The 24,599-nt window shown below is 72.4% G+C and carries 23 protein-coding genes; 15 read left to right on the forward strand and 8 right to left on the reverse strand.

What is annotated here, in order from left to right:
- Nucleotides 1-304: 304 nt before the first annotated feature.
- Nucleotides 305-2,338, reverse strand: coding sequence for a spermidine synthase (locus ABZX22_RS39790; RefSeq protein ID WP_354920559.1), 2,034 nt, complete (start codon nucleotides 2,336-2,338; stop codon nucleotides 305-307).
- A 174-nt stretch (nucleotides 2,339-2,512) separates the two neighbouring features.
- Between ABZX22_RS39790 and ABZX22_RS39795 the strand changes: the two genes are divergently transcribed.
- Both ABZX22_RS39795 and ABZX22_RS39800 read left to right on the forward strand, forming a co-directional pair.
- On the forward strand, nucleotides 2,513-3,871 hold the full coding sequence (locus tag ABZX22_RS39795; protein WP_354920562.1) for a S8 family serine peptidase: 1,359 nt from the start codon (nucleotides 2,513-2,515) through the stop codon (nucleotides 3,869-3,871).
- 4 nt (nucleotides 3,872-3,875) lie between these two features.
- The gene (locus ABZX22_RS39800; RefSeq protein ID WP_354920565.1) at nucleotides 3,876-4,130 is read left to right on the forward strand and encodes a hypothetical protein; all 255 of its coding nucleotides are present in this window, start codon (nucleotides 3,876-3,878) and stop codon (nucleotides 4,128-4,130) included.
- 65 nt (nucleotides 4,131-4,195) lie between these two features.
- Here the strand turns inward: ABZX22_RS39800 and ABZX22_RS39805 are convergent, their stop codons facing one another.
- Together ABZX22_RS39805 and ABZX22_RS39810 are read right to left on the reverse strand one after the other, a co-directional pair.
- A complete protein-coding gene (locus tag ABZX22_RS39805) occupies nucleotides 4,196-4,918 on the reverse strand; it encodes an ABC transporter permease (protein ID WP_354920568.1) in 723 nt (240 codons plus the stop codon).
- Nucleotides 4,915-5,613 carry an ATP-binding cassette domain-containing protein gene (locus ABZX22_RS39810; protein ID WP_354920571.1) on the reverse strand — a complete coding sequence of 233 codons (699 nt, stop codon included), beginning with the start codon at nucleotides 5,611-5,613 and terminating at the stop codon, nucleotides 4,915-4,917. Before ABZX22_RS39810 ends, ABZX22_RS39805 begins: the two co-directional genes overlap by 4 nt.
- A 53-nt stretch (nucleotides 5,614-5,666) precedes the next feature.
- Here ABZX22_RS39810 and ABZX22_RS39815 point away from each other — a divergent pair, with 53 nt between their 5' ends.
- Genes ABZX22_RS39815 through ABZX22_RS39825 form a run of 3 tightly spaced genes read left to right on the forward strand, consistent with a single transcriptional unit; the run spans nucleotide 5,667 to nucleotide 7,632 of the window.
- Nucleotides 5,667-6,302 (forward strand): TetR/AcrR family transcriptional regulator, encoded by a 636-nt coding sequence (locus ABZX22_RS39815; protein ID WP_354920574.1) that lies wholly within the window; start codon nucleotides 5,667-5,669, stop codon nucleotides 6,300-6,302.
- Complete coding sequence (locus ABZX22_RS39820) at nucleotides 6,299-6,778, forward strand: nitroreductase family deazaflavin-dependent oxidoreductase (protein ID WP_354920577.1); 480 nt, start codon at nucleotides 6,299-6,301, stop codon at nucleotides 6,776-6,778. Before ABZX22_RS39815 ends, ABZX22_RS39820 begins: the two co-directional genes overlap by 4 nt.
- A 41-nt stretch (nucleotides 6,779-6,819) precedes the next feature.
- On the forward strand, nucleotides 6,820-7,632 hold the full coding sequence (locus ABZX22_RS39825; protein ID WP_354920580.1) for an ion transporter: 813 nt from the start codon (nucleotides 6,820-6,822) through the stop codon (nucleotides 7,630-7,632).
- Here the strand turns inward: ABZX22_RS39825 and rpsD are convergent.
- Nucleotides 7,629-8,243 (reverse strand): 30S ribosomal protein S4, encoded by a 615-nt coding sequence (gene rpsD, locus ABZX22_RS39830; protein WP_354920757.1) that lies wholly within the window; start codon nucleotides 8,241-8,243, stop codon nucleotides 7,629-7,631. The two genes, ABZX22_RS39825 and rpsD, sit on opposite strands and share 4 nt — an antisense overlap.
- A gap of 76 nt (nucleotides 8,244-8,319) precedes the next feature.
- Between rpsD and ABZX22_RS39835 the strand changes: the two genes are divergently transcribed.
- Together ABZX22_RS39835 and ABZX22_RS39840 are read left to right on the forward strand one after the other, a co-directional pair.
- Nucleotides 8,320-9,042: a DUF2470 domain-containing protein gene (locus tag ABZX22_RS39835; RefSeq protein WP_354920582.1), complete on the forward strand. Its 723-nt coding sequence runs from the start codon at nucleotides 8,320-8,322 to the stop codon at nucleotides 9,040-9,042.
- A 59-nt stretch (nucleotides 9,043-9,101) separates the two neighbouring features.
- The gene (locus tag ABZX22_RS39840; protein WP_354920585.1) at nucleotides 9,102-9,629 is read left to right on the forward strand and encodes a hypothetical protein; all 528 of its coding nucleotides are present in this window, start codon (nucleotides 9,102-9,104) and stop codon (nucleotides 9,627-9,629) included.
- A 33-nt stretch (nucleotides 9,630-9,662) separates the two neighbouring features.
- Here the strand turns inward: ABZX22_RS39840 and ABZX22_RS39845 are convergent, their stop codons facing one another.
- Nucleotides 9,663-10,850 (reverse strand): ROK family transcriptional regulator, encoded by a 1,188-nt coding sequence (locus ABZX22_RS39845; protein ID WP_354920588.1) that lies wholly within the window; start codon nucleotides 10,848-10,850, stop codon nucleotides 9,663-9,665.
- Between the two features lie 120 nt (nucleotides 10,851-10,970).
- On the opposite strand from ABZX22_RS39845, the gene zwf reads away from it, so the two are divergent.
- The 5 genes from zwf (at nucleotide 10,971) to lepB (ending at nucleotide 17,103) form a co-directional block, all read left to right on the forward strand.
- Nucleotides 10,971-12,452, forward strand: a complete 1,482-nt coding sequence (zwf, locus tag ABZX22_RS39850) for a glucose-6-phosphate dehydrogenase (RefSeq protein WP_354920591.1) — start codon at nucleotides 10,971-10,973, stop codon at nucleotides 12,450-12,452.
- 2 nt (nucleotides 12,453-12,454) lie between these two features.
- Nucleotides 12,455-14,356, forward strand: a complete 1,902-nt coding sequence (gene edd, locus ABZX22_RS39855; RefSeq protein ID WP_354920594.1) for a phosphogluconate dehydratase — start codon at nucleotides 12,455-12,457, stop codon at nucleotides 14,354-14,356.
- A 79-nt stretch (nucleotides 14,357-14,435) separates the two neighbouring features.
- Nucleotides 14,436-15,401, forward strand: coding sequence for a glucokinase (gene glk / locus ABZX22_RS39860; RefSeq protein WP_354920597.1), 966 nt, complete (start codon nucleotides 14,436-14,438; stop codon nucleotides 15,399-15,401).
- Nucleotides 15,398-16,009, forward strand: a complete 612-nt coding sequence (eda, locus tag ABZX22_RS39865) for a bifunctional 4-hydroxy-2-oxoglutarate aldolase/2-dehydro-3-deoxy-phosphogluconate aldolase (RefSeq protein ID WP_354920600.1) — start codon at nucleotides 15,398-15,400, stop codon at nucleotides 16,007-16,009. The genes glk and eda overlap by 4 nt, the downstream gene beginning before the upstream one ends.
- A gap of 326 nt (nucleotides 16,010-16,335) precedes the next feature.
- The gene (gene lepB / locus ABZX22_RS39870; protein ID WP_354920603.1) at nucleotides 16,336-17,103 is read left to right on the forward strand and encodes a signal peptidase I; all 768 of its coding nucleotides are present in this window, start codon (nucleotides 16,336-16,338) and stop codon (nucleotides 17,101-17,103) included.
- A 4-nt stretch (nucleotides 17,104-17,107) separates the two neighbouring features.
- Here lepB and ABZX22_RS39875 read toward each other — a convergent pair whose 3' ends face one another.
- Nucleotides 17,108-17,776 carry a response regulator transcription factor gene (locus ABZX22_RS39875; protein ID WP_354920606.1) on the reverse strand — a complete coding sequence of 223 codons (669 nt, stop codon included), beginning with the start codon at nucleotides 17,774-17,776 and terminating at the stop codon, nucleotides 17,108-17,110.
- A complete protein-coding gene (locus tag ABZX22_RS39880) occupies nucleotides 17,769-19,496 on the reverse strand; it encodes an ATP-binding protein (RefSeq protein WP_354920609.1) in 1,728 nt (575 codons plus the stop codon). The genes ABZX22_RS39875 and ABZX22_RS39880 overlap by 8 nt, the downstream gene beginning before the upstream one ends.
- A 111-nt stretch (nucleotides 19,497-19,607) precedes the next feature.
- Here ABZX22_RS39880 and ABZX22_RS39885 point away from each other — a divergent pair, with 111 nt between their 5' ends.
- Nucleotides 19,608-20,936, forward strand: a complete 1,329-nt coding sequence (locus ABZX22_RS39885) for a serine hydrolase (RefSeq protein WP_354920612.1) — start codon at nucleotides 19,608-19,610, stop codon at nucleotides 20,934-20,936.
- 82 nt (nucleotides 20,937-21,018) lie between these two features.
- Here the strand turns inward: ABZX22_RS39885 and ABZX22_RS39890 are convergent, their stop codons facing one another.
- Nucleotides 21,019-22,041, reverse strand: a complete 1,023-nt coding sequence (locus tag ABZX22_RS39890; RefSeq protein ID WP_354920615.1) for a hypothetical protein — start codon at nucleotides 22,039-22,041, stop codon at nucleotides 21,019-21,021.
- Between the two features lie 115 nt (nucleotides 22,042-22,156).
- On the opposite strand from ABZX22_RS39890, the gene ABZX22_RS39895 reads away from it, so the two are divergent.
- Nucleotides 22,157-22,660 (forward strand): helix-turn-helix domain-containing protein, encoded by a 504-nt coding sequence (locus tag ABZX22_RS39895; protein ID WP_354920617.1) that lies wholly within the window; start codon nucleotides 22,157-22,159, stop codon nucleotides 22,658-22,660.
- A 78-nt stretch (nucleotides 22,661-22,738) separates the two neighbouring features.
- Entirely contained in the window at nucleotides 22,739-24,595 is a 1,857-nt protein-coding gene (locus ABZX22_RS39900) for a serine/threonine-protein kinase (RefSeq protein ID WP_354920620.1), read from the forward strand.
- Nucleotides 24,596-24,599 lie beyond the last annotated feature (4 nt).

Here is a 24,599-nt window from a genome sequence, read left to right on the forward strand (position 1 = left end):
GGGGCTCCTGGATGCGCGAAAAGGAAACGCGACGGGGACCGGCGGGTACGGCGGAGGCGTTGCGCGAGGCTGCCAACAGATGTCCTTCCGAGGGCGGACTGACCAGAGGCACGCCGGACGACCTCGCCACGTGAAGGTCGTCAGAAAGGCAGCGTGGAAGCACGAGCGTACTCGCCCTGCCTGAATTTGTCCACGCTAACGCAGACCCATGTTCCCGGTCGCATCTTCAGAATGCCGTACGCGAGACTGCTTGTCAACCCCCAATCCGGTGTGTCACGGGTTCCGCGCTCTCCAGGTCATCCCGTCATGCCGCCGCCCGGCGGGGCAGCAGGGCGAAGGCGCCCAGGTACAGGACGGCGGCCACCAGCAGCAGCCCCTTGTAGCCGATGACCAGGGCGAGGTACTCCAGGCAGCCGCCCACCATCGCCCCGAGCAGGTTCGCGCCGAAGGAGGTGGTCGCGTCGGCGGTGTCGGAGAAGCGCTTGGCGAAGACGACGTTCGCCGCGAAGATCGGCAGGAACGCCACCGTCACCGCGGCCACCGCGCGCAGCGGCACCGGCAGGCTCAGCAGCCACGAGTTCGGCACCAGCCAGGACAGCGCGAGCCCCGCGAACAGCACGCCGTACATGACGGGAAGCGGAGGGGTGCGGAAGCGGCGGGTGACCTCGACGGCGGCGAGCACGGCCACCAGCACCCCGGCGAACACGATGGCGTTGACCACCCAGGTGGTGCCGAACAGCAGGGCGAAGCCGGTGACGCTCTTGGTCTCCAGCAGCATGAAGCCCACGCCCAGCAGGAACAGGTCGGCGTAGGGGCGCATCCTGGCGAAGGGGCCCGCCACCACCCGCACCGCCAGCAAGGAGACGATGAGGATGAGGCTGAGCGTGATGACGTACAGCGACGGGATCGTGGAGTCCTTCAGGTACAGGAAGGGCCGGTCGTCGCCGGTCGGCGGGGGCGTGCCGGCCGCCGCGCCCGCCCACTGGCCGCCGCAGCGCTGGTCGGCGAGGGTGAGCCCCGCGGTGATGACGGCCTGCTGGCCCGCCTGGCTGACCACGTCGACGCACGGCTTGTGGCCGAAGGCCTCACCCATGGTGGCCGCCAGCCGGTCGACCAGCCAGCTCTCGCGGTAGTAGTTGTACATCGAGAACGCCCCGCCGGGCTTGAGGTGGTCGCGGGCGGCCCGCATGGCCTCCTCGGTGAACAGGTAGCTCTCCAGGCGCAGCGACGAGGCCCCCGACACCAGCGTCAGCGAGTCGGGCAGGGCGAACAGGATGAGGTCGTACTTCTTGTCGGTCTGCTCCAGGTAGGCGCGGCCGTCGGTGATGGTGGTGGAGACGCGCGGATCGCTGTAGGGATGGTCGGGGTGGTAGGTGCCGCCCAGCTCGCGCAGCTTGGGGTCGATCTCGACCGCGTCGACCCGCTGAGCCCCCTTGGACAGGGCGATGGCGACGTCGGTGCCGCTGCCCGCGCCGACGATCAGCACGTCCTTGGGGGTGCTGACCGCCCTCTCGTACGGCAGGCCGTACTGCGCCTCCCACTGCAGGCGGGCGGCTGCGGGCACGGCCTCCTGGTGCGGGATGCCGTTGACCTGGATGTTCATCACCTTCTCGCCCGCCCGTTCGAGCTGCCGGTAGGTGACCTTGTAGTAGGGCGACCACAGCGCGCCCGCGGTGAGCGTCTCGGCCAGCAGCAGCCCGACGACCACGAGCGAGGGCGTCACGACCAGCAGCAGATACGGCACCGGCGGCCGCGGAACCAGCAGCAGCGCGTAGGCGACGGCCACCAGCACGCCCCAGAAGACCGGCGGCGCGCTCAGGAACGACAGCGCCGTGAACAGCGCGATCCCGCTGAGCGAGCCGATGAGGTCGTAGCGGTAGGCCTCCAGGCGCGGCAGCTCGGGAAAGCAGCGCCCGACGAGCTCGGCGGGGCCCATGAGCACGGTCGCGGCCGCCGCGAAGACGATCGGCAGGATCACCCAGGCGGGCGGGCCCGTGGTCTCCAGGCTCGTCCAGTACAGGACGCCGTCGGCCTGCTGGTCGACGGTCACCGGGAACATCATCACGACCAGCACCAGCGCGGCCAGCACGATGGGCGAGTAGTACGGCTGCCGCCGGCTCCGGCCGACCCGCAGGAACCCGAGACCGATCCCGAGGAAGGAGCCGAGCAGGACGAAGTTGGTGAAGTAGCTCAGGTGCACGATGTTCGAGCCGGTCCAGCGGATCAGCGCGAGCTCCAGGAAGAGCATGAATCCGCTCGCCAGGATCAGCCGGGGCCGCACGGCCATCCAGTGATCACTTTCACGGTCGGAAGAGGTGGCCTGCACCTGTGCGGTCATGCCGTCACACGCTAGTGAACCGGCGGTCGGCAGGGAAGCCCCCACCCAGCGTCCCGGTACGGGCGATTTGCCGTGTTATTGCAGGTCACAACCCTCAAGAGTCGCTGGACGCGGCGGTGATGTTGAAGGAATGTGGGGGTGGTCCATTCCCTCCGGCAGAATCGGTGATGCCCCATGCGAGTCCTGATCCAGCTTCGCCCCTCCCCCGACCTCGTCGCGGCGGTCGCCGACCCCGGACGGCAGGCCACCACCGCCGACGTGGCCGACGGCCTGCCGGGCGTGGCGCTGGACCCCTCGTTCGTTCCCGTCGCCGTTCCGCGTCCGGTGCCCGGGCCCGGCGGCGACCCGCTCTCGCTCGACCAGCCGCTCGACTTCTCGCTGGCCGCCGACGACGCCACGGTGCTCGTGCGCGGGGAGATCGCCGACGACGAGCTGGCCGCCAGGGTGGCGCTGCTGCCCACGCTGCGCTCCGACGTGGTCGGGGTCTACGCCGACCCGGTCATCGAGTCGAGCCTGACCTGCGGCGGCGACGCGCCGGTCGGCGACTGGCACGACGTCGAGCGGCTGCTGAGCACCGCGGCGCTGCACGCCGAGGGGCTCGACGGCACGGGGGTGGCGCTGGCCGTCCTCGACACCGGCATCAACGCCGCCCACGTGGCCAGGCACCTGGGCCGGGGCGTCAACCTCGACGCCGAGCGCAGTTGGAACCCCGCGGGCGTGTCCGGCCGTCCCGGCGAGTTCGAGGTGGACCACGGGACGATGTGCGCGTTCGACACGCTCATCGGCGCGCCGCAGGCGTCGCTGATCGACATCCCCGTGCTGCTGTCCACCCGTCCGGGCGGGTCGGCGCTGGACGGGCTGCTGTCGGACGCGGTGGCCGCCTTCGCGCACCTGCGGACGGTCCTGGAGGCGCAGCCCGCCGAGACCAGGGCGCTGGTGATCAGCAACTCGTGGGGCTCGTTCTCCCCGCGGTGGGACTTCCCGCCGGGCCATCCTGGCAACTACTCCGACAACGCCGCCCACCCGTTCAACCTGATCGTCGCCTCCCTCGAGCGGGCGGGGGCGGACGTGCTGTTCGCGGCGGGCAACTGCGGGCGCGAGTGCAAGGACGGCAGGTGCGCCTACCCCGACCGGCCGATCGTGGGCGCCAACTCCCATCCGAAGGTGCTGTCGATCGGCGGCGTCGACATCAGCGGCGAGCGCGTCGGCTACTCCTCCCAGGGCCCCGGCCGGCTGACCGCGCGCAAGCCCGACCTGTGCGCCTACACCCACTTCTCAGGGTCGAAGGCGTTCGGCGACGAGGAGCCGGACTCGGGCACCTCGGCGGCCTGCCCGGTGGCGGCCGGCCTGGTGGCGGCGATCCGCACCCACTGGCCGGCCGCGCGCCTGTCGCCGAGCCAGCTGCGCTCGCTGCTGCGCCGTACCGCCGAGGACCGCAGCGAGGTCGGCTACGACTTCGACTACGGCTACGGCGTCGTGGACGCCGCGGGCATCCTGGCCGCGCTGCGCCGCAGGGCCAAGCGCGTAGCCTGACCCCATGGAGGAGCGTGGATCCGCCGGCCAGGGCCGCCGCCTCGTGCTGGTGACGGTACGGCTGCCGCGAGGCGCGACGCTCGCCGACGCGACGGCGCGGCTCGGCCTGTCGGAGAAGGACGTGGACACCGCCTACGGCCTGGTCCTCATCGACCCCGACGAGGGGTTGTACGGGCTGCGGGTGACGGAGGAGGCGGGCCGCAGGGCCGGTCCGCCCTTCGCCGACCCCCGGATCGAGCCCTACGGCCCACCGACGTAGGAGGAGGGCGGGCAGGGCCGATCCGCCCTCCGCCGCGCCCGGGCGGGCCGGCGGAGCCGGCCCGTCTAGGCGTTCGCGCGGCTGAAGACCCGGTTGCCGATCGTCAGGCTGACCGCCGCGAAGAGCGCCACGACCAGGACGCCGATCCCGACCGTGCCGGTCGCGTAATGTCCGGCGAACAGCTCGCGCATCGCCTCGAGCACGTAGCGGAACGGGCTGGCGTACGACAGCGTGTTGAGCCAGGCCGGCGCCATCGACATCGGCAGGAAGGTGCCGGACAGCAGCATCAGCGGCCACACCGCGGTCATCATGACGGGCGCGAACAGGTGCTCGTTCAGCCGCATCGCCGCCGCGTAGGACAGCGCGGCCAGGCTGACGCCGAGCACGATCACCAGGAGCAGCCCGGCGACCACCCCGGCGACGGGGGCGCGCAGGCCGATGGCGTAGGCGACGGCGACCAGCAGCACGGTCTGGATCACCAGGGTGAACGCGTTGGTGAGCACCCGTCCGAGCAGCAGCGACAGCCGGCCCGCGGGGGTGACCCTGAGGCGTTCGAGCACGCCCGAGCGCCAGTCGAAGACGACGCCGAACCCGGCCAGGCCCGCGCTGAGCAGCCCGAGCTGGATGATCAGGCCGGGGACCAGGGTCTCCCAGGTGCCGATGGTCGCGAAGATCGGGCCGAACAGCACCAGGAAGAACAGCGGCTGGGCGGCCGAGATGAGGATGCCGAACTTGTGGCGCAGCATGATGCGCGCGTCGTGCCGGAAGATCAGCCAGGTGTCCCTCATGACGCGATCTCCATGAACGCCTCCGTCAGCGTGCGCTCGCCCTTGATCTCGGCGGGCGTGCCCTGGGCGGCGATCCGGCCGCTGTCGATGACCAGCAGCCGGTCGCAGAGCGCCTCGGCCTCCTCCAGGTAGTGGGTGGACAGGAACACCGTCAGGCCGAGGGAGCGGATGTGCTCCCACAGCTCCGCCCTGCTCTGCGGGTCGAGACCGGTGGTCGGCTCGTCGAGGAAGAGCACCGGAGGGCGGTGCAGCAGGCTGAAGGCGATGTCGAAGCGGCGCCGCTGCCCGCCGGACAGCGCGCCGCCGGGCAGGTTCTCCATGCCGGTCAGCCGCAGCGTCTCCAGCGTCTCGGTGATGCGGGCGCGGGCCTCGCGGCGGCGCATGCCGTACAGCATGGCCTGCAGTTCGAGCTCGTCGCCGAGGGGGTTGACCGGGTTGATCCCGCCGCTCTGCGAGACGTAGCCGATGCTGCGCCGTACGCCGCGGGGGTCGGACAGCAGGTCGTGCCCTGCGATGGCGGCCGTGCCCGAGGTCGGGGTGAGCAGGGTGGTCAGCATGCGCATGGTGGTGGTCTTGCCGGCGCCGTTGGCGCCGAGGAAGCCGACGATCTCGCCGGGCGCGACGGAGAAGTCAACGCCGTTCACGGCGTGCACGCCGTTGCCGAAGGTCTTGGTCAGACCGTGTACATCGATCACATTTTTAGAGTAGCCACAATTTTAGAGTGACTGCAAGCTTGTAGCATGTCCACATGGAAGAGGGGCTGCGGGAGCGCAAGAAGCGGGAGACCAGGACGCGGATCGCCGACATGGCGATGGGCCTGTTCATGGCGCGCGGGTTCGAGCAGGTGACGGTCGCCGACGTGGCACGGGCGGCCGACGTGTCCGTCAACACCGTCTTCAACTACTTCGGCACCAAGGAGGACCTGTTCCTCGACCGCCGCGAGGAGGTCGAGGACCTGCAGAGCAGGGTGGTCAGGGAGCGGCGACCGGGCGAGAGCGTCGTGGCCGCCTTCCGCCGCGACTTCCTCGACGCGATCGAGACGCGCGACTGGCGCTACGGCCTCAACGACGGCGCCGACCTGTTCGGGGCCATCGTGGCCGCGAGCCCCTCGCTGACGGCGCGTTTCAGGGAGCTGGCGTACGAGCAGATCCAGCACCTGGCCGCCACCCTGGCGGAGGAGACGGACGCCGACCCCGACGACCTGACGCCCCGCATGGTGGCAGCGCAGATCCTCGAGACCACCAGGCTGCTGTCAGGGCACGCGGTCGCGCGCAAGCTCGCGGGCGAGAGCTGGGCGGAGATCCTGCCTCAGCTCCAGAGGCAGACCGAACAGGCCTTCGATCTTCTGGAAAGCGGGATCTCGGGATACTGTGTGCGAATGTGACGATCATCGAGCGCTTAAAGCCGTTCTTCCAGTGGCTGGCGGGCACTGACGCGTTCATGAAGGTCGGCCCGAAGATCGTTCCAGCGATGGACCGTCTCGTCCACAAGGTCACCGGAGGGCGGCCGATCAGCGACAAGATGATCCCCACGCTGGTGCTCACCACGACCGGGGCCAAGACCGGGCAGGCACGGGAGACGCCGCTGGCCTGCCTGCCGGAGCCGGACGGCGCCTTCCTGATCGTGGGCAGCAACTTCGGAAGGGACCACCACCCTGCCTGGAGCGGCAACCTGCTCAAGACCCCCGAGGCAGCGGTCAGCTTCCGGGGCAGGCGGATCGCCGTCGTCGCCAGGCTGCTGGAGGGCGAGGAGCGCGAGCGCGCCTGGCCCGGCCTGGTGGCGCAGTGGCCCGTCTACGACCGCTACACCGTCAAGTCAGGCAGGCACCTGCGCGTCTTCCGACTGACACCCGTCGGCTGACCGTCCACGGGATCTTGTACCACCCCGCAAGGAGTTCCTCTGTGCGCGAGCGCGCTCGTCTGATCATCGAGAGCCCCCGCTTCCAGCGATTCGTCGTCGCCGTCATCCTGATCAACGCCGCCACCCTGGGCCTGGAGACCTTCCCATGGGTGATGGAACGCGCCGGGCCGGTCCTGAACCTGGTGGACCACGTGGCGCTGTACATCTTCGTCGCCGAACTGCTCGCCAAGGTCTACGTCCACCGCTCGGGCTTCGTCCGCGACCCGTGGAACATCTTCGACACCCTCATCGTCGCCGTCGCCGTCCTGCCGGCCACCGGAGGGCTGTCGGTCCTGAGGGCGCTGCGCATCCTGCGCGTGCTGCGGCTGGTGTCGGTCGTGCCGAGCCTGCGCCGGGTGGTCAACGCGCTCCTGGCCGCGATGCCGGGGATGAGCTCGATCGTGGTGCTGCTCACGCTGGTGCTGTACGTCGGCGGCGTGATGGCGACCAAGCTCTACGGGGGCACCGCGCCGGAGCACTTCGGGTCGCTGCCGGTCTCGCTGTTCACGCTGTTCCAGACCATGACGGGCGAGGCGTGGCCGGACATCGCCCGCGAGGTCATGGTCACGCACCCCTCGGCGTGGATCTTCTTCGTCGTCTTCATCCTCCTCTGCAGCTTCGTGGTGCTGAACCTGTTCATGGCGGTCGTGGTGAGCGCCATGGACGACGAGAAGCACGCCGAGGAGGAGACGCTGGCCGAGGTCGTGGAGACGACCTCGGCCCAGGCGACCGGCGCGATCATGGCCGAGCTCGCCGCACTGCGGACGGAGGTCAGGCAGCTGCGCGAGGAGATGAGCGTCGGCTCGCCCCGCTAGCGCGAGTAGAACTCGACCACGAGCTGCTCGTCGACGGGCACCACGATCTGCTCGCGCTCGGGCCTGGCGGTGAGCGTGAAGGTCAGGCCGGCGTGGTCGACGCTCAGGTAGCCCGCGGTCCGCTCGTCGGCGTACAGGCCCTCGGCCGCCGCCACGAACGGCTGCATCTTCCGCGACCGCTCGCGGACCGCGACGACCTGCCCCGGCTTGACCAGGTAGCTGGGGATGTCGACCTTGCGGCCGTCGACGGTGATGTGGCCGTGGGCGACGTACTGCCTGGCGGCGTAGATGGACGGGGCCAGGCCGGCCCGCAGCACGAGGGAGGCCAGGCGGCTCTCCAGCAGCACGACCAGCTCGGCGCCCGAGGCGCCGGACCTGCGCACGGCCAGATCCCAGTAGCGGCGCAGCTGGCGCTCGGACACGTCGTAGTACCAGCGCAGCTTCTGCTTCTCCATCAGCCGCAGCCCGTAGTCGCCGGTGGTGCGGCGGTTGGTCTTGCGGCCGTGCTCGCCCGGCGGGTAGGGGCGCTGCTCGAAGTAGCGGACGGCTTTCCTGGTCAGCGGGACGCCCGCGCGTCGGGACAGTCGCACCTTGGGGCCGGTGTAGCGCACGTTCACCTCGATGTGATTAGGTAATCCTTACTAAGGGAAGCCTAACCTATGTTCTTGTCGACCTCAAGGAGACGCCATGCCTCTGGCCGCCCCTCCACTGCCCGAGCTCGTCCGCACCCTGGCCGCCTCCTCGCGCGCGGCGCAGCTGATCGTCGACGGCACGCGGTGCCCGGTGAGCGGGGCCGTCGACTCGCGCGGCCGTCCCGTCCTGCTCGTCCGCCCGGGTGAGCCGCTGCACGGGCTGCGGGGCGACGCGGTCGTCTCGGTGAACCTGTCGGCGACGCGGCTGCTGGGCGAGGTGGAGCACCCCCGCGGGCTGATCGAGGTGCAGGGCTGGGCCGAGGCCGTGCCCGAGGGCGAGGCCAGGGAGGCGGCGGTGGCGATCTCGGCGCACGCGGCCGACGAGGGGCTGTTCGAGGCGCTGGAGCGGTACGGCGCGCCGGACGCGCCCCGCCTGCTGCGGCTCGACGTCGGGCAGGTGGTCTACCTGACGGGCGAGCAGTCCGGGGTGCTGGACGCCGACGAGTACCTGGACGCGGCGCCCGACCCGCTGGCCGAGGTGGCCGAACGGGTGCTCGCGCACGTCAACGGCTCGCACCGGCCGCAGCTGGCCGCGGGCGTCGAGCGCCTGCTCGGGCTGCCCGCCGAGCAGGCCTGGCTGTGGGAGCTCGACAGGTACGGCGCGACGGTCAGGATCGGCGACGACGACCCCGCGCTGGTGCGCTTCCCCTGGCCGGTGCCCGCCGGATCGGGGCTGTGCCTGGAGACGGCGCTCCGGGCCATTCTCTGCACCTGCTGAGCGGGGACCGGCGGGCGTGCTTGATCCATCCGCTCGGCGCCTCACCTACCATGCATCAGGTGAGCGATACCGGGCGGCGCGAGCGCGCCATGATGACCATCGCGGCTCTGGCCGGCACGGTGATGCTGGCGTTCTCGGCGATCCTCATCGGCGGGTCCCTGCCGTCGCCGGGGCCGTGGGGAGCCAGGGGGGAGGTCGAGCCGCCCACTCCCGCCGAGCGCACGACGCAGACGCACGCGGCGAGCAGCACCCCGCGTGCGAGCGAACGTCCCTTCGCCCGCCAGGAGGCACCCGAGCCGATCGCGACCCACCCGAGCCGCCCCTCCGCGTCCGCCGAGCCGACGCCCGTCAGGGCCGAGCCGCGGCGCAGCCCCGGGCTGGTCGCTCCCGACACGCCCAGCGAGGATCCCGAGATGTCGGCGGCGGCCAGGCCGTCCGTGCCGGGGCTGATCGAGGCCACCTCGGCCACGCCCGAGCCGCCGCGCCGTACCAGGAAGCCGCCGAGGAAGCCGAAGAAGCGCCTGCAGCAGGGCACGGAGCTCAAGGACGTCGCCGAGCCAGGCGGTGAGCGGAGCGACGGTTCCTGAGCCTCTGAGCTCCTGAGCCTCCCGTGCACCCGGTCAGCGCTGGTGGCGCTGGGTCAGGGTCTCGTCCACGGCGTCCGGTGACAGGACGTGGTCGAGCACCATCACCGCGCACCCGGTGATGCCGGCGGCCGCGCCCATCCGGCTGGTCTCGATCCGCAGCCTGCGGGTGGCCAGCGCGGTCGAACGCCGGTAAACCACCTCGCGGATGCTCGAGACGAGCGGCCCGAACGCCTCGGCCACGTCGCCACCGAGGACGACCACGGCGGGGTTGAGGATGTTGACCGCCCCGGCGATCACCTCGCCGATCCGGCGGCCCGCCGCGCGCACGATCGCCATCGTCTCGGCGTCGCCCGCGCGCACCAGCGCGGTCACGTCCGCGATGGTCTTCACGTCGCGGCCCGCCGCGCGCAGCTCGCGCAGCAGCGCGGTGCCGCTGGCCACCGAGTCGACGCAGTCGACGTTGCCGCACCTGCACAGCACGCCGCCGCCGTCGCGCACGGGGATGTGCCCGATCTCGCCGGCCGCGCCGAGCGCGCCGCGCAGGATCTCGCCACCCGCGATCACGCCCGCGCCGATCCTGGTGGAGATCTTCACGAACACCAGGTCGCCGGTCTCCTCGGCGTAGGCGCCGCGGTGCTCGCCGATGGCCAGGACGTTGACGTCGTTGTCGACGAAGACCGGGACGGGGAAGCGCTCGTGGATCAGCGGCGGGATCACCACGCCCGTCCAGCTGGCCATCACCCTGGCCGACTCCGTCCGGCCCGCGGCGAACTCGACGGTCGCGGGCACGCCCATGCCCACGCCCTTGACCCGGTCGCGGGCGGTGCCGTCGAGCAGTTCGTCCCAGGTGTCCATGAGCAGCGGCAGCACCACGTCCGGCCCCTGCTCCACGTCGATGACGAACTCGCGGCCCGCCAGCTCGCGGCCCGCCAGGTCGCACACGGCCACCCTGGTACGGCTCGCGCCGAGCGCGGCGACCAGCACCACACCGCCCGAGGCGTTGAACTCCAGCCGCACCGGAGGGCGTCCGCCCGTCGACGGCGCGTCGGTCCGCTCGACGACCAGGCCGCGTTCCAGCAGCTCGCCGACCCGCAGCGACACCGCCGGCCGGGACAGGCCGGTCACCCGTCCGAGGTCCGCGCGCGTGACGGCCTCACCCGTGCGGATGAGGTCGAGGACCTCCCCGCTGGTGGCGAGCGAGGCTGCGGTACGTCTGGGCATCGGCTAAGTGAATCACAGCCGGTTACGTAATGAAAACTCCAGACTTTCTCATCTCAAATAGCAAAAGCCCGCTTGTGTCCTCCCCGAACTCTGGCTAGTGTCCGTTCTGTCCTTGCTTGGTTGATCACCGGAGTCCCAGCCGTGCTCTCCCCCACCTGTCACATCGCCGATCTGGTCGTCTTCGGCGGCACCGGCGACCTGTCGATGCGCAAGCTGCTGCCCGCGTTGTTCCACTCCGACCTGGAAGGCAGGCTCGCCCCCGAGACGCGCGTCATCGCGATGTCGCGCGGCGGGCTGACGGACGCCGACTTCCGCGGCAAGGTCGACGCCGAGGTGCGCGCGGCCGTACCGGACGACGCGGAGGCGTGGCAGCGTTTCCTCGGCCGCCTGTACCACGTGTCGGTCGACGTGGGCGGTGACGACGACAGCGGCTGGTCCGACCTGGTGAAGATGCTGGCCGGGCATGAGGACAGGGACCGGGTCTTCTACCTGGCCAGCCCGCCCATGACGTTCGGCCCCTTCTGCCGCGAGCTGCAGCAGGCGGGGCTGGTCACGCCCCGCTCGCGCGTGGTGCTGGAGAAGCCGCTCGGACGCGACCTGGTGAGCGCCCAGCGCATCAACGACGAGGTCGGCGAGATCTTCGACGAGCAGCAGGTCTTCCGCATCGACCACTACCTCGGCAAGGAGACGGTGCAGAACCTGCTGGTCCTGCGCTTCGCCAACGCCTTCCTCGAGCCGATCTGGAACTCCCTCTGGATCGACCACGTGCAGATCACCGCCGCCGAGACCGTCGGCACCCCGGGCCGCCGGGGCTACTACGACCACGCGGGCGCGCTGCGCGACATGGTGCAGAACCACCTGCTGCAGCTGCTCACCCTGGTCGCCATGGAGCCGCCGGCCCGCAACGACCGCGAGGCGATCCGCGACGAGAAGGTCAAGGTGCTGCAGTCGCTGCGGCCCATCGTCGGCACCGAGGTGGACCGTTTCACCGTGCGCGGCCAGTACACCGGCACCCGCGACATGCCGTCCTACCTCGACGAGCCCGCCTCCACGCCGCCGACCGAGGCCTCGCGCAGGGTCGAGACGTTCACCGCGATCCGGGCCGAGGTCAAGAACTGGCGGTGGGCGGGCGTGCCGTTCTACCTGCGCACCGGCAAGCGCATGCCGTACCGGCGCTCGGAGATCGTCATCCAGTTCAAGGACGTGCCGCACTCGATCTTCCCCGGCGGCACGCCCAACCGCCTGGTGCTGCGGCTGCAGCCCGAGGAGGGCATCGAGCTGCACATCATGGCCAAGGAGCCGGGCGCGGGCGAGACCCTGCTGAAGCCGGTGCCGCTGTCGCTCAGCTTCGGCAAGACGTTCACCGCCCGGGTGCCCGAGGCCTACGAGCGGCTGCTGTCCGACGTGCTCGCCGGCAACCCGACCCTGTTCATGCGGCGCGACGAGGTCGAGGCCGCCTGGCGCTGGATCGACCCGATCCTCGCGGCGTGGGAGTCGTCGGCCGAGTTGCCCGAGCCCTACCCCGCGGGGACGACCGGCCCGGCCGGCGCGCACGAACTGCTCGGCCGCAGCGGCCGGGCCTGGCACGAAGAGGAGGCGTAGTAGTGAATCCGACCATCCAGCAGGTGACCGAGCGGGTGGCCGCGCGCTCCCTCGCCAGCCGTACCGTCTACCTGGAGCGCGTCAGGCGCGAGGGCGAGCTGGCCCGCTCGCGGGGGCCGGCCCGCGCCCACCTCGGGTGCGCCAACCTGGCCCACGGCTTCGCCGCCGCGGGTCCGGAGGACAAGCCCCTGCTGAGGGGAACGGCCAAGCCCGGCGTGGCGATCGTGACCAGCTACAACGACATGCTGAGCGCGCACCAGCCGTACGAGACCTACCCCGGGGAGCTGAAGACCGCCGTGCGCAGGGCAGGCGGCGTCGCGCAGGTGGCCGGCGGCGTGCCGGCCATGTGCGACGGCATCACCCAGGGCCGCGCCGGCATGGAGCTGTCCCTCTACAGCCGCGACGTGATCGCGATGGCGACGGCGATCGCGCTGTCGCACGACATGTTCGACGCCTCCCTCATGCTGGGCGTCTGCGACAAGATCGTGCCCGGCCTGCTGATCGGCGCCCTGCACTTCGGCCACCTGCCCGCCGTCTTCGTGCCCGCCGGGCCGATGACCTCGGGACTGCCGAACAAGGTCAAGGCGCGCACCCGCCAGCTGTTCGCCGAGGGCAAGGTCGGCAGGGACGAGCTGCTGGACGCGGAGTCGAAGTCCTACCACTCCCCCGGCACCTGCACCTTCTACGGCACCGCGAACTCCAACCAGGTGATGGTCGAGGTCATGGGCCTGCACCTGCCTGGCTCGACCTTCGTCAACCCGCACACCCCGCTGCGGCACGCCCTCACCGAGGCGGCCGGCGCGCGGGCGGTCGAGATCACCGCCCACGGCCCCGAGTACACCCCCGTGGGTGAGGTCGTCGACGAGAAGGCGATCGTCAACGCCTGCGTCGCGCTGCTGGCCACCGGCGGCTCGACCAACCACACGCTGCACCTGGTCGCCATCGCGGCCGCCGCGGGCATCGTGCTGACCTGGGACGACCTGGCCGCGCTGTCCAAGGTCGTGCCCTCGCTGACCAAGATGTACCCCAACGGCCAGGCCGACGTGAACCACTTCCGCGACGCGGGCGGCATGCAGGTCCTGATCGGCGACCTGCTGGACAACGGCCTGCTGCACGGTGACGTGCTGACGATCGCGGGCAGGGGCCTGGACCACTACCGGTCGGCTCCCGCCCTCAAGGAGGACGCACTGGTCTGGGAGGAGGTCACCGCCGGCAGCGCCGACCTCGACGTGCTGCGGCCCGTCTCCGCGCCGTTCTCGGCCGACGGCGGCATCCACATGCTCGACGGCAACCTGGGCTGCGCGGTCAGCAAGGTCTCCTCGGTCAAGCCCGAGCACCTGGTGATCGAGGCGCCCGCGCGCGTCTTCGACGACCAGCTGCAGCTGCTGCGCGCCTTCGAGGCGGGCGAGCTGGACGGGCAGGACTTCGTGGCGGTCATCCGCTACCAGGGGCCGAGCGCGAACGGCATGCCCGAGCTGCACAAGCTGACCCCGCCGCTGGCCGTGCTGCTCGACCGGGGGCAGCGGGTGGCGATCGTGACCGACGGCCGGATGTCGGGCGCGTCGGGCAAGGTGCCGGCGGCGATCCACCTGTCGCCCGAGGCGGCCGACGGCGGGCCCATCGCGCTGGTCCGCGACGGTGACCTGATCAGGCTCGACTCGGCGGCCGGGACCCTCGACGTGCTGGCCGACCTGTCGGGGCGCACGCCGGAGGGGCGGGCGCTCAGCGACGCCGAGTGGGTCGGTACGGGGCGCGAGCTGTTCTCGGCGTTCCGCCGGATGACGGGGCACGCCGAGCACGGGGCCGGCCTCTTCGGCGTCAACGGGGCCGAGTCGGCCACCCACGGGCCCGGCATCGGCTTCGCGGCGCCCGCCGGGTTCGCCCACACGGAGGTCGCCCAGTGATCGGCGCCACCGTGCACCGGCCGCCCGGCGCCCGACCGGCGTGCTCGCCGCCGGGCCCGGCCGTGCCCGGGAGCGCCGGGTGAGCACGTTCGAGCTGCCCTGGCTGGTCGCCGACATCGGCGGGACCAACGCCAGGTTCGGCCTGGTCACCGAGCACGGCGGCGCGCCCACCGAGGTCGCCGTGCTGGCCGGGGCCGACCATGCCACGCTTCCCGACGCCGTAGCCGCATACCTCGCCGACCACGCGGGCGGAGTGCGGCCGGGAGCCGCGTGCCTGGCGGTGGCGGGCCCGATCGACGGTGACACCTACCGCCTGACCAACCTGCCGTGGGCGGGCTCGGTGCGCGACCTCGGCCTGCCGTACGCCACGCTGCTGAACGACTTCGAGGCGCTGGCGGTGTCGCTGCCGCATCTGGCCGGCGACGACCTGGCCTCGCTGGGCGGCCCGGCTCCGGCGGACGGCGTCAAGGCCGTCCTCGGCCCCGGCACCGGGCTCGGCGTGGCCGGGCTGGTGCCCGCCGATCGCGGCTGGGTGCCGGTCCCCGGCGAGGGCGGCCACGTCACCGTGCCCATCCTCGACGACCGCGAGCTGGAGATCGTCCGCGTGCTGCGAGCGAGCGGCATGGCGCACGTCGTGGCCGAGCACCTGCTGTCGGGCCCCGGCCTGACCCGCCTGCACGGCGCGCTCGCCGTGGTGAACGGCGTGCGGGCCCCCCGCCTGGGCGCCTCCGACATCGTCGCCCGCCTCGACGACTCGCTGTGCGCCGAGACCGTCGAGGTGTTCTGCGGGATGCTGGGCAGCTTCGCCGGCAACGTCGCTCTCACGCTCGGCGCGAGGGGCGGGGTCTACCTCGGCGGCGGCGTGCTGCCCCGTATCGTGGACAGGGTTCGCGCCAGCGACTTCCGCCGCCGGTTCGAGGCCACGCCGCATCTGGTCGACTACCTGTCCGCCATCGCCACCACCCTGATCGTCGCGCCGCAGCCGGCGCTCGTCGGCGCCGCCGCCTGGCTGGCGCAGCAATCGCTGAAGGAGCTCGTCCCATGAGTCTGCTCGACCTGGCCCCCGTGATCCCCGTCGTCGTCGTCGACGACGCGGAGACCGCCGTGCCGATGGCGCGTGCCCTGGTGGCGGGCGGGCTGCCGGTCATCGAGGTGACGCTGCGCACGGCCGCCGGCCTCGAGGCCATCGCGCGCGTCGCGGCCGAGGTCCCCGACGCGGTGATCGGCGCCGGCACGGTCAGGACGCCCGCCGACGTCACGGCCTCGGTGGAGGCAGGCGCGAAGTTCCTGGTCTCGCCCGGCACGACGCCGGCGCTGGTGGACGCCCTCGGCGCCGCCGGGATACCCTTCCTGCCGGGCGCGGCGACCGCTTCGGAGGCGATGGCGCTGGCCGAGCGCGGGATCCGGGAGCTCAAGTTCTTCCCCGCCGAGGCCGCGGGCGGCCTGCCGTACCTGAAGTCGCTGGCCGGGCCGCTGCCCGACGTCAGGTTCTGCCCGACGGGCGGGATCAGGCCGCAGACCGCCGGCGACTACCTGGCGCTGCCGAACGTCGGCTGCGTCGGGGGCACCTGGCTCACCCCGGCCGACGCGCTGGCCGCCGGCGACTGGGGGCGCGTGGAGAAGCTCGCCGCCGAGGCGGCGGCGCTGCGCTGAACGGTGCGGCCGAGCGCGGACCCGTCAGCCGCACAGCCGACGGCCACCGAGCCGACAACCGCAGAGCGGACAACCGCAGACTCCCCGGCGGGACAACCTCCCTCGCCCGCCGCGGCCATGGGTGAGCCGTGACCCGGCGCCGAGCTCATGGAAGGGGCCCGTGGGGGCGAACCCGCGCCCACGGGCCTTTCCCATGCCTTTTCCCCGGTCCCTGAGCATTGGCTCATGATTCAGCGGCCTGTATGTCCGCTTGACACGGGACGCGAGAGGATACGAATTGACTGTTGGGCGAGAGATCAGGAAGCTGAGCTGTCCCATCAGTGAGGATGGAGCCAGCAACCGCGGCGCCGAAGGCGCCTTTCGGGGGGGACGAGGTGGACGTGACGGCCAAAGACGCGCAGCGCCGCGCCGATGACGGCAAGAGCAAGAAGAAGGGCTCCTCATGGAAGGAGTTGCCGATCCTCATCGTTGTGGCGCTCGGCCTCGCCTTGCTCATCAAGACCTTCATCGTGCAGCCGTTCTACATCCCCTCGGAGTCGATGGAGAACACCCTGCTGATCAATGACAGAGTGCTGGTGAACAAGCTCGTCTACCACACGCGCGAGATCGAACGCGGAGACGTCATCGTCTTCAACGGCGAGGACTCCTGGGATCCCGAGGTGGTGACCGAGGAGCCGAGCAACCCGGTGACCGGCGCGCTGCACTGGGTGGGCGAGCTGTTCGGGCTGGTGCCGGGCGAGAAGGACTACATCAAGCGCGTCATCGGCGTCGAGGGCGACACGGTCGAGTGCTGCGACTCCAAGGGACGCGTCACGGTCAACGGGGTGCCGCTCGACGAGTCGAGCTACCTGTATCCGGGTGACGCGCCGTCGGAGAAGGAGTTCAAGGTCACGGTGCCGGAGGGCAGGCTCTGGGTCATGGGCGACCACAGGTCTGTCTCCTACGACTCGCGGGGCCACATCGGCGACCCCGGCGGCGGCACGATCTCGGTGGACAACGTGCTGGGCAGAGCCTTCGTGATCATGTGGCCGGTGGCGCGGTGGAGCTCGCTCGACATCCCCGCGACCTTCTCCCAACCGGCCCTGAAGAAGTAGCCGGTCAGGGGCCGAGGTAGGCGAGAACGGCGGCGACACGGCGGTGGACGTCGGCGCTGTTCTCCAGCCCCAGCTTGGTGAAGATGGCGTTGACGTTCTTCTCCACCGACGAGATCGACAGGTGCAGTGCGCGCGCGATGCCGCCGTTCGACCGCCCGCGGGCCATCTCGCGCAGCACGTCGCGCTCGCGCGGCGTCAGCTCCTCCTGCCCCTGCCGCACGTCCCTGCGGGCCAGCAGCCCCTCCACCACCTTGGGGTCGATGACCGAGCCGCCCGCGGCCACGGCCCTGATCGCGCCGAGCAGCTCCTCCAGGTCGCCCACCCGGTCCTTCAGCAGGTAGGCGAACCCCTCGGTGCCGTGCTTGAACAGTTCGAAGGCGAACAGCGCGTCGGAATACTGCGACAGCACCACCACGCCGAGGCCCGGGTGGTCGGCGTGGACGCGGTGGGCGGCGTCGATGCCCTCCAGGCCCTCCCGCCAGTCGCCGCCCGGCATCCTGATGTCGGTCACGACCACGTCGGGGCCGAGCCGGCGGACCGCGTCGACCAGCTCGCCGGCGGTGCCGACGGCACCCACGACGACGACCTCGCCCGACAGCTCCAGCAGCCGCCTGGTGCCCTCCCGCACCAGATAGTGGTCGTCGGCCACGACCGTCCTGATCGGGTCAGCCATCGACCGGCACCCACGCCGCCATGCGCGTTCCCTTCCCCTTCTCGCTGGTGACCTCGAGCCTGCCGCCGAGGGCGTCGAGCCGGTCCGACAGGGTGGCCAGGCCCCTCCTGGCCGTCGCCTCCGGGTCGAAACCGCCGCCGTCGTCGGCGACGGTGGCGTGCAGGCGGCCGTCCTCGCGGGCCAGCCGCACCTCTATCCTCGTGGCACGGGCGTGCTTGAGCGCGTTGGCCACCGCCTCGCTGACGGTGAAGTACATCGCGCCCTCGACCTCGTCGGGGAAGCGGGCCGCGCGCATGCCCTCACCGGCGCTCACCTTGGTGGGCACGGGCAGCCTGGCGCAGCGCTCCTCGACGGCCTCGACGAGACCGCCCTGGCCGAGCGCCGACGGGTGGATGCCGGCGGCCAGCTCGCGCAGGTCGGCGAGCGTCTGGCGGGCCTGCTCGCGCAGCTCGGCGAGCAGCTGCGGACCGCCGCCGGTGGCCCTGGCCAGCTCCAGGCCCGCGATGAGGGCGACGAGCTGCTGCTGGACTCCGTCGTGGATGTTGCGCTCGATGCGCCGCCGTTCGGCCTCCTGGGCGTTGACCAGGCGCGCGGCCAGCCGTTCGCTCTGGATGGCGAGGCCCGCCGGGACGGCGAGCGCCTCGACGAGGCGGCGGTCCTCCGCGGTGAGCCCGCCGTGGTCGCGCGGGCCGCACTCCAGCTGGCCGAGCCCGCCCCTGACGGGGACGGCCAGGGCCGCCGGGCCTTCCTCGTTCCCGGCCACGACGCGGGTGCCGTCGGCCAGCCGTACCGCCGCCCAGGTGGTGTTCAGCGCCGTGCGCACGGCCGCGGCCAGCCTGCCGAGCAGCTCCACCGGTTCGGGGCTGTCGTCGAGGGCGGAGCCGAGGCTGGACAGCACCTCGCCGACCGTGGGCCGCATGTCGAAGACCAGGAGCAGCCGGGAACCGCGGATGCCGATCCTGATGTCGAGAAGCCGGTGCCGGGCGATGGCGACGGCCACCGCCGCGGGCAGCGAGCCGATGCCGACGGCCAGCCCTGCGACGCCCCATCCGATGTGCCCGCCGATCAGGAAGACGGTGAGCGCGACGAAGGCCGCCAGGTTGGCCGAGGCGCCGGCGACCATCCAGGCGTACTGCCCGCGTTCGGCCTGCCCGCTGCGCCGCCAGCGCACGACCAGCCCCACCAGCACGATCAGGGCGACCAGCCACGCGACCGACTGCCCGAGTGCCGTCATGGCCGCGGCGACAGGGGGCGGCGGCGCGTCCTCCCGCCACGGCAGGGGGCCGAGGAGCGCGAGGCCGCCCGCGTGGACGGCGATCGCGGCGGCCCCCAGCCAGGCGACCGGCCGCCAGCGCCTGGACGGCGGCCGCCCCTCGGGGAACAGCAGCGGAATGAAGATCGAGTTGAGCCCGTAGTAGACGGCGAACAGCATCGCGCCCGGCACGGCGGCCCAGCCCATCGCGGGCGCCAGTCCGAACGCGGCGCCGGCGGCGAGGGCGCCGAGGCCCAGGCACACCGCCGTGGTCAGCAGCAGCCAGCCGTACGGGACGAGGGGCCGCCGGACGGCCAGCAGCCAGCCCAGCGCCGGGAAGGGCAGGGCGATGGCGATGAAGAGCCACTGGGAGAGCGGAACCGGCAGCCCCGTCTCCACCATGCTGCCCGTGATGATCCCCGCGGCCGCGATCGCCGCGAGGAGCCCGGCAGTCAGCCTCGAACGCATAGGCACCCATCGTCACCAGCCGGCCGGGCGGCGTCTATGAGGTTGTCCGCACACCTGATGGTGAGGCGGGCCTGGTGGGTTTCCACCGCCCCGATCGGTTGGCTGGACGGCATGAGAACCGTCGCCGTCGCGCTGACCACCTCGTCACTCCTCCTGGCGGCGGGCGCCGCCACCGCCGTGCCGGCCGCCGCCGTCCCCGCTCCGGTGCCCGCTTCCGGGGCTGTGGCCGGGCTCGACGTCCCCATCCCCGACACCCCGGCGGGCAGGCAGCTGCGCTGGCTGCTCGCGGCCGTGCCGGACGCGCCGATCCCGGAAGACCAGCTCATCGAGCACTTCACCGAGGAGATGCTGCGCCTGCTGCCGCCCGCCCAGCTCAACGAGTACTTCGCCACCATCGGGGACCTGCGTCTGGACAGGATTCTCCAGGCCGAGCCGGCCGCGATCCTCGCGGAGGTGACGGCGGGAGGCAGGACGCAGTGGATGGAGCTGTCGGTCGACGCGTCCGGCAGGATCGCCATGGCGCGCCTGATGAACCCCATCACGCCGAAACCGACCCCGGCGAGCTGGAAGGAGATCGACCGGCGCGCCCGCAAGGCGGCGGCCAGGATGGGGTTCATGGCCGCCGAGATCACCAGGGACGGCGTCTGCCGCCCGGTGCGCGGCCTCGCCCCCCGTACGGCCCGGCCGCTCGGCTCGATGTTCAAGCTGTACGTCCTGCAGGCCGTCGCCAGGAAGATCCCCGACTGGAACAGCACGCTCGTCATCCGGCCCGAGCTGAAGAGCCTGCCGAGCGGCGAGCTGCAGACCCGGCCGGACAACAGCGAGGTCTCGGTGCTGGAGGCGGCCAAGCTGATGATCGCCATCAGCGACAACACCGCCGCCGACCTGCTCATCCACCGGGTGGGCAGGAAGGCGGTCGAGGCCACCCGGTCGCGCGACGTCCCCTTCCTCACCACGCGCGAGATGTTCGTGCTGAAGGGCGCCGACTATCCCGCCCATGCCAGGCGGTACCTGTCGCTCGGGACGAAGCAGCGCGAGAAGTACCTGGCCGAGGTGGTCGCCAAGGTGCCGCTCAGCGCCGTCGAGGCCTGGCTCCAACCGCGCGAGCTGGACACCATCGAGTGGTTCGGCTCGCCCGCCGACGTCTGCGCCGCCCACGCCGGGCTGCGCGGGTTGAAGGACCGGCGGGTCGAGGAGGTCATGACCCAGAACGACGCCGGGCTCGGCCTCGACCCGAAGACGTGGCGGTCGGTGTGGTTCAAGGGTGGATCGGAGTCGGGACTCCTCGACCTCGGCTTCTCGGCCAGGACCAGGGACGGGCGGACGTTCTTCGTCACGGCCATGGCCTCCGACCCCGCCGCGCCGCTCGACGAGGGCAACGTGGGGTCCGAGCTGGTCGCGCTGGCCAGGGGGGCGTTCACGCTCATGGAGAAGGGGTGACGGCCGCGTCGCTCCGGCTCACCTCGGTGAGCGGGTGGCCGTCCCCGGGGCGGCAGTGCCCGGCGGTGTCCGGCGCACCCGATCAGATCTCGGCCGGCACGCAGAACGGGCGTGAGCGGGCCTGGTAGGACAGGGCGGCCACGACGAGGCCGATGCCGAGGCCGGCGAAGGCCAGACCGCCGAACAGCGTCATCCAGGTGATGCCCGCGACGCTGAAGGGCGGGGTGGCCCGCATCCCGGGCACGACGCCGGCCACGGCGAGCGCGGTGTAGGCCAGGAGCAGCACGCCGTACACCGTCAGGGTGCCGGCGGTCAGCCACGCGGGGATCAGCGGCAGCAGGCGCGGCACCCGCCGTCCGGCCAGCGGCAGCGTCCAGCGCGGGAACACCTGGCCCCACCGGTACATCAGGCCCGTCAGCAGCAGGACGCCGAGCAGCGCGGCCACCACGGTGAGGTCGACGCCCACCGACGCCAGAGCCGCCGCCAGGCCCTCGCCCTGCACCGCCATCAGCCGCTGCCAGGCCGCGCCGGACACGCCGAGCGCGTCGCCGCCCAGCAGCCAGATCGTCTTGACCCCCGCCCACGGCAGCAGCCCGCACGTCAGCGCGTAGACCGCCACGCGCGTCCGCGTGGACGCGCGTGTCGGCTCGGGGCGGGTCGGCCGCCCCTCGCCCGCGTGGCGGCCGCCGCACCTCGGGCAGCGCCCGCGCAGCCGCCTCGTGGCCGGCACCGCCGCCCCGAGCAGCAGGACGACGCCCACCGCGTGCAGCGCCACCTGCACCAGGCCGGGCACGCTGTCCACCCCGGCGAACGACATCAACGTGACGAAGATCATCGGCGCGCCCGCCGTGCCCGCGGCGAAGACGGCGACGGCCACCCACAGCGTCGCCGCCACCACCACGCCGCCGCGCCAGGCCACCCCTGCTACCCCGGCCACCCGCGCCACTCGTCCCGCCCAGGCCGCGGCGACGGCCAGGCCCGCCGCCGCCAGCTGGAGCGCGGGCGAAGAGCTCAGCGGCCCCACCCACCCCACCGATGTGCCCGTCACGACCCAGCCCACCTGGACGGCCGCGTACACGCAGGCCCACGCCATCAACACGTTCATGCGCCCAGGGTGTCGAGGGAGAGGCCCGCCCCGCCTCCCTCCCCAGAGGCGGCGCGCTCCCCCTGCGGAGGGAAAGCCAGGTCGGTCCGGATATCCAACGCAGTAGGCTGAGGTCATGGCCGAAGCCCGCCCCTGCTCGATCGCGGACGCACTCGCCATCGTGGGCGAGAAGTACTCCCTGCTGGTGCTGCGGGAGGTGTTCTTCGGGGTGCGCCGCTTCGAGGCGATGGTGCGCAACATCGGGGCGCCCCGCGACATCCTGGCGGCCAGGCTGCGCAGGCTGGTCGAGGCCGGCGTGCTGGAGAAGGTCGCCTACAGCCGGCGGCCGCTCAGGCACGAGTACCGGCCCACCGCCGCGGGCCTCGAACTGCAGGGCGTGCTGCACCTGCTGCGCCAGTGGGGCGACAGGCACCTGACCGGCACGCCGCCGGTGGTCTTCGACCACGCGTGCGGCGCGCCGCTCGAGGCGGTGGTGACGTGCGCGTCCTGCGGCCGGCCGGTCGAGCCCGGATCGCAGACCGCGCACTTCCAGGTGGAGGGCTGGGGGATGGGCGGCCGGCGGCCCGCCGACGAGACGGCTGAGGCGCAGTCGAGCCCCTCGCAGGCCGTTCTCGGTTAGAGTTCCGGGTGAATACGGTCATGCCGGGCGAAGGACGGTCGGTTGGGACGGGAGCACGAAGGCGAGGGGGCAGCGACGGTGGGATCGCCGCTGACCTCTGACGACCCGGTCTCGATCGGGCCCTACCGGCTCGAGAGCCGCCTGGGCTCGGGCGGCATGGGCACGGTCTACTTCGCGCAGGCGCCCGACGGGGCCAAGGTCGCGGTCAAGGCGATCAGGCGCGACTTCGCCGCCGACCCCGTCTACCGGGCGCGCTTCCACGAAGAGGTGTCCAACGCCAGGCGCGTGGCCTCCTTCTGCACGGCGCGCGTGCTCGACCACGGCGACGACGACGGGCTGCTCTATCTCGTCACCGAGTACATCGACGGCGTCTCGCTGGAGGACCATCTCATCCAGCACGGGGCGCTGTCGCCGTCGGTGCTGCACTCGGCGGCGGTCGGCGTCGCCGCGGCGCTCACCGCGATCCACGCCGCCGGTCTCGTCCACCGCGATCTCAAGCCCGCCAACGTGATGCTGACGCTCGCCGGTCCCCGGGTGATCGACTTCGGTCTGGCGCGTTCCACCCAGATGGGTTCCCGGCACACCAACGTCGGCCTGGTCATGGGCACACCCGGGTGGATCGCCCCCGAGCAGGTCTTCGAGGGCCGCACCAGCCCGGCGGCCGACGTGTTCGCCTGGGGCTCGCTGATCGCCTACGCGGGACTGGGCGGGCACCCGTTCGGCTCGGGCGACGCCTACGTGATGGCGGCGCGCGCCCGCACCGCTCCCCCCGACCTGCGGGGGCTGCCCGCGCCGCTCGACCGGCTGGTGGCCGCCGCCATCCACCCCGATCCGGCGCGCCGTCCGCAGGCCAGGGACCTGCTGCTGGAGCTGGTGGGGGCGCCCGACGTGGCGGGGGCGCAACTGGCCGCCACCCGGCACCTGACGAACTCGTGGAACCCGGCCGATGTCGGCGTGCACCAGCCGCCGCCCGGCTGGGCGCCCCCGCCCGGGGCGGGCGCGCCACCGGGCGGCAGGTCTCCGCAAGGCCCGCACGCCCGCGCTCCGCACCCGGCCGGTCCGGAACGGCAGCCGCGGCCGCCCGCGCCGCAGGGCGACGATCCGCGGCTCCGTCCGCCGGGTCCGCCTGGGCCGCCCGTCGACGACCGGCGACCCGGAGCACCGGTGCCGCCCGGGCCACCTCTCGACGACCGCCGGTCCGGGCCACCTGGTCCGCCCGGGCCGCCTGTCGATGACCGCCGGTCCGGGCCGCCCGTCGACCACCGGCGAGCCGGGCCGCCGGTGCCGCCGGTGCCGCCGGCGGAGACGACCATCCCGCCGACGCGGCGCGGCCCGATCCCGCACGGCGCCAATCCCGCCGAGACGACCGGGCCCGGCTCCCTGGCGGCCTACCACGGCACGGGACAGGGGCCGCGCCCGCCGTACCACACGACGGGGCAGGGGCCGCTGCCGCGCCCGCGGGCGCGCAGAGGCGGAGTGCTCACCGGTTGCCTGGTGGCGGCGGCCGTCGTCGTGGGGCTGGCGCTGCTGCTGATCGCGCTCATCGCGTGGATCTTCAAGCCGCCCGCCATCGGGGCGGAGGGTCCGGTGCAGGACGGCAAGCTGCGCTTCACCGTGACCGGCCACACGTGTGCGAAGGCGGCCAGGTCGGCGGCGGTTCGGCGGTGCAAGGTCACGCTGAAGGTGAGCAACATCGGCCAGGAGGGCCGGGTGCTCTACCCCGGCCAGCAGAAGCTGCTCGACGACGACGCCGTCTCGCACGGCGCGACCACGCTGCTGGACAAGGCGGGCGAGCAGATCCAGCCGATCAGGATCGGGCCTGGCGAGTCGTTCACCGGCGGGCTGGTGTTCGAGCTGCCGAAGGCGGCCGACCCGGCCGAGGTCGAGCTGCACGACTCGGGGCTGAGCCGCGGCGTCAGAGTGCCGCTCGACTGACCTG

Origin of the sequence: Nonomuraea sp. NPDC003804, from assembly GCF_040610675.1 — a bacterium.
Classification (GTDB): Bacteria; Actinomycetota; Actinomycetes; order Streptosporangiales; family Streptosporangiaceae; genus Nonomuraea.

Excerpts from the sequence above, each read along its gene's own strand:
- ABZX22_RS39790 (WP_354920559.1), bottom strand. The coding sequence starts at position 2,338 with ATGACCGCACAGGTGCAGGCCACCTCTTCCGACCGTGAAAGTGATCAC.
- ABZX22_RS39795 (WP_354920562.1), top strand. The coding sequence starts at position 2,513 with ATGCGAGTCCTGATCCAGCTTCGCCCCTCCCCCGACCTCGTCGCGGCG.
- ABZX22_RS39800 (WP_354920565.1), top strand. The coding sequence starts at position 3,876 with ATGGAGGAGCGTGGATCCGCCGGCCAGGGCCGCCGCCTCGTGCTGGTG.
- ABZX22_RS39805 (WP_354920568.1), bottom strand. The coding sequence starts at position 4,918 with ATGAGGGACACCTGGCTGATCTTCCGGCACGACGCGCGCATCATGCTG.
- ABZX22_RS39815 (WP_354920574.1), top strand. The coding sequence starts at position 5,667 with ATGGAAGAGGGGCTGCGGGAGCGCAAGAAGCGGGAGACCAGGACGCGG.
- ABZX22_RS39835 (WP_354920582.1), top strand. The coding sequence starts at position 8,320 with ATGCCTCTGGCCGCCCCTCCACTGCCCGAGCTCGTCCGCACCCTGGCC.
- ABZX22_RS39845 (WP_354920588.1), bottom strand. The coding sequence starts at position 10,850 with ATGCCCAGACGTACCGCAGCCTCGCTCGCCACCAGCGGGGAGGTCCTC.
- eda (WP_354920600.1), top strand. The coding sequence starts at position 15,398 with ATGAGTCTGCTCGACCTGGCCCCCGTGATCCCCGTCGTCGTCGTCGAC.
- lepB (WP_354920603.1), top strand. The coding sequence starts at position 16,336 with ATGGAGCCAGCAACCGCGGCGCCGAAGGCGCCTTTCGGGGGGGACGAG.
- ABZX22_RS39875 (WP_354920606.1), bottom strand. The coding sequence starts at position 17,776 with ATGGCTGACCCGATCAGGACGGTCGTGGCCGACGACCACTATCTGGTG.
- ABZX22_RS39880 (WP_354920609.1), bottom strand. The coding sequence starts at position 19,496 with ATGCGTTCGAGGCTGACTGCCGGGCTCCTCGCGGCGATCGCGGCCGCG.
- ABZX22_RS39885 (WP_354920612.1), top strand. The coding sequence starts at position 19,608 with ATGAGAACCGTCGCCGTCGCGCTGACCACCTCGTCACTCCTCCTGGCG.
- ABZX22_RS39890 (WP_354920615.1), bottom strand. The coding sequence starts at position 22,041 with ATGAACGTGTTGATGGCGTGGGCCTGCGTGTACGCGGCCGTCCAGGTG.
- ABZX22_RS39895 (WP_354920617.1), top strand. The coding sequence starts at position 22,157 with ATGGCCGAAGCCCGCCCCTGCTCGATCGCGGACGCACTCGCCATCGTG.